The following is a 3191-nucleotide window of genomic DNA, read 5'->3' as shown; positions in this document are numbered from 1 at the left end:
GGCCCAGCAGGCCGAGTTCGCCCATCTCGCGGAAGATGGCCGGGTCGGTGCTTTCGGTGCGGAAGGCCTGCAGCACACGGGGCAGCAGTTTGTCCTGGCAATAGGCCGCCGTGGCATCGCGCACCATGCGCTCGTCATCGGTGAGTTGCTGGTCGAGCAAGAACGGGTCTTGCCATTGGAATGCGGCGTGGGCCATGGGGTGTCTCCAAAGGAATAACCGCCATGGTAGTGCCCACCGGGATGCTGCGGCAAACGATTTGTTTGCACCCAGTTATGCATTTTACGAATGTTATGAAAAATCTATTTAACTAATATTTAGGCTTCCAGCGCAGTTATCACTTGCACGGGGAGCTATATTTATTGCTGCACTACATTCGAATCATTGTGCATATTTAACACAGCTTGGCACGATTCAAACCGGCTGCTTTTTGAAACCCAGGCGCAGCCAGCCATCGCTACTGACCAGCACCACACCCGCCAGCACACACACCGCGCCCGCCACAAAACCCGGCTCCAGCGGCTCGTGCAGCAGCCACACACCAAAGCCCATGCCGAACAGCGGGGTCAGGAACGAGAACACGCTCAAGCGCGATGCCAGGTAGCCGCGCAGCAGCCAGAACCACACCAGAAAGCTGGCGAACGACACCACCAGCGATTGGTACAGCATCACCGCCCCCACCAGCGGCGTAGCGTGGATGGCGGTTTGCCCCAGTGCCCATGCCGCGCCCAGCAGCAGCACGCAAGCAGCGACCAATTGGTACAGCAGGGTTTGCGCCGCCGACACCCGGGCCAGGCTGGAGGTGCGCACCACCACCGTGGTCGCGCCCCAGGCCACGCCCGCCAGCAGCCCCAGCACATCGCCCAGCAGCACGTGGCTGGACGCGCCCGCTGTAGGCGATGCCGCACGGCCAAAAAAGGTGAACACAATGCCCGCAAACGCCAGGCCAATACCCATCCACTTCACCGGGCTCAGCCGCTCGGCGGGCAGCTTCCAGTGCAAGCCCAGCGCCACAAAAATCGGCGCGGTGTACAAAAACACCACCATGTGCGAGGCCGAGGTGAAGCGCAGGCCCTCGCCTACCAGCAAGTATTCCACCCCGAACAGCGCACCTACCGCCAGACCGGGCCGCCAATGGGTTAGCGCCATGTCTTCCTTGCGCCAGCGCATCAACAGCCATACCAGCAGCGCCGCCACGCCTGAGCGCAGGCCGATCTGCAAAATCGGCGCGATGTCGTGCGCCACGGCCTTGATCGCCACCTGCTGCAGGCCCCAAATGGCGCACAGCACCAGCATGGTGGCACTGGCCTGGCCGTCGAGAGGTTTGCGGGTGTCCATGGGAGTCCTTTGTGTCAGCCTGGATTGTCCGTTCGACGGATTTGGTGGATATAGTGCAATCCAGACAAGCCATAGCCGGAAGCCGACAACATGCAAACCGCCCAGTACCTGCAAAAGCATCTGGAAACCGCCCCGTTTACCACCGCCCTGCCCTCGCCCATGTTTTTCCGCACGGCCAGCGTGCAGGCGGATTCGCGCTACCCGCAGCACCGCCACGCCTGGGGCGAATTTGTCTACGCCTTCAGCGGCGTGATCGAGGTCAAGGTGGCCCACCACCACTACCTGGCGCCGCCGCAGTACGGCATCTGGCTGCCGCCCGACCTGGAGCACATGGGCCTGAACCGCTACGAGGTGGTGCACTGCTCGCTCTACCTGGCCGCCGAACTCTGCGGCGCGCTGCCCAAAACGCCCTGCGCCCTGACCGTCAGCCCGCTGGTGCGCGCCCTGCTGGAGCACCTGCGCCAGCAGCCCACCGCCCTGCCCCGCAGCGACGCACAAGAGCGCCTGCTGCAGGTGCTGGCCGACCAACTCGCCCTCGCCCCCTGCGCGGGCAGCTACCTGCCCGGCTCCGACGACCCTTTGCTGGGCGCGGTGCTGCGCGCCCTGGAAGCCCAGCCCGGCGACAACCGCACCCTGCCCGAAATAGCGCATGCCGCCCACACCACCGAGCGCACCCTGCTGCGCCGCTTCCAGCGCGAGCTGGGCATGTCGTTTGTCGAATGGCGCCAGCGCCTGCGGGTGGTCAAAGCCATGCCACTGCTGGATGCCGGGCAAACCGTGGAAACGGTGGCGCTGGACCTGGGTTACGCCAGCGCCTCGGCTTTCATCAGCATGTTTCGGCGGTTGATGGGGGTGACGCCGGATGAGTTTCGCAAGGGTGCGGTGGGTGTACGCAGCCCGCAAACTCTTTAGGCGCCTTCCGGCAGTACCCAGGCATCGACCACCCGCAGTTGGCAGGTGCCGCCCACATCCGGCTTGTCAGCCAGCGGCAACCGAACCGTCAACAGAGTGCCGTCACCGGATGCGCAGCGCCCTTCGACCAGGTACGCATCTCCCTGGAAGAACACATAGTCCACCTGCATGGCTAGGCCCGGCTCAGCCCCCGCGACCGTAAAAGCGCCAGGCTGGATAGACACCCAGGCGCTGGCTCGCGTAGGCACGCTGCCGCAACGCGCCGTGAAGGTGTAGCCGCCCAGCGCCAGTTCCACCGTGCCCGGCCTGTCGCTGCGCAGCACGCGGGCCTGCAAGATATTGCGCGCCCCAACGAAGGAGGCCACCATGCGCGTGGTCGGCTCTTGCGACAGCACCAACGGGGTATCGAGCTGGTGGATCTTGCCCTCGGATAACACGGCCACGCGGTCGGCCAGCGCCAGCGCTTCTTCCTGGTTGTGGGTCACATAGACGATGGATGTCTTGGGGCTGCGGGCACGCGCAATCAGGCGCTGCATGTCGCGGCGCAGCTCCACATCCAGACTGGCCAATGGCTCGTCAAACAGAATCACCCGCGGGTTGCCCACCATGGCGCGGGCCAGCGCCACGCGTTGCTTTTGCCCGCCCGAGAGCTGGTCGGGATAGCGGTCGGCCAGCGGCAGCAGATCAACGTTGGCCAGTGCATCCTGCACCCGACGGTCTATTTCTGGATTGCGCTTCTGTGCCACCAGCAGGGGAAACCGCACGTTGTCCGCCACCGTCATTTGGGGCCACAAAGCATGGTTCTGGAACACCACGGCCACGCGCCGTTGTTCGGGTGGCATATGGATCTGCGGACCGGAGACAGTCACGCCGTCGATCTCTATGCTGCCGCCGTCCAGTGTTTCCAGCCCGGCAATGGCCCGCAGGATGGTGGTTTTCCCCG

General features: G+C 64.4%; 4 protein-coding genes. 1 reads left to right on the top strand and 3 read right to left on the bottom strand.

The window, feature by feature from the left end:
* A partial coding sequence (locus ABI213_RS11710) for an acyl-CoA dehydrogenase family protein (RefSeq protein ID WP_348027217.1) occupies nucleotides 1-196 on the bottom strand: 196 nt, incomplete at its 3' end.
* 216 nt (nucleotides 197-412) lie between these two features.
* Entirely contained in the window at nucleotides 413-1336 is a 924-nt protein-coding gene (locus ABI213_RS11705; RefSeq protein WP_348007159.1) for a DMT family transporter, read from the bottom strand.
* A gap of 90 nt (nucleotides 1337-1426) precedes the next feature.
* Here ABI213_RS11705 and ABI213_RS11700 point away from each other — a divergent pair, with 90 nt between their 5' ends.
* On the top strand, nucleotides 1427-2248 hold the full coding sequence (locus ABI213_RS11700) for a helix-turn-helix transcriptional regulator (RefSeq protein WP_348007158.1): 822 nt from the start codon (nucleotides 1427-1429) through the stop codon (nucleotides 2246-2248).
* Here the strand turns inward: ABI213_RS11700 and ABI213_RS11695 are convergent.
* A partial coding sequence (locus ABI213_RS11695) for an ABC transporter ATP-binding protein (RefSeq protein ID WP_348027215.1) occupies nucleotides 2245-3191 on the bottom strand: 947 nt, incomplete at its 5' end. The genes ABI213_RS11700 and ABI213_RS11695 overlap by 4 nt on opposite strands.

It is taken from the genome of Rhodoferax sp., from assembly GCF_039922535.1.
Classification (GTDB): domain Bacteria; phylum Pseudomonadota; class Gammaproteobacteria; order Burkholderiales; family Burkholderiaceae_C; genus Rhodoferax_B.
The sequence above is the reverse complement of the archived record's forward strand: the minus strand, read 5'-3'. Positions and strand labels throughout refer to the sequence as shown.

Excerpts from the sequence above, each read along its gene's own strand:
- ABI213_RS11705 (WP_348007159.1), bottom strand. The coding sequence starts at position 1,336 with ATGGACACCCGCAAACCTCTCGACGGCCAGGCCAGTGCCACCATGCTG.
- ABI213_RS11700 (WP_348007158.1), top strand. The coding sequence starts at position 1,427 with ATGCAAACCGCCCAGTACCTGCAAAAGCATCTGGAAACCGCCCCGTTT.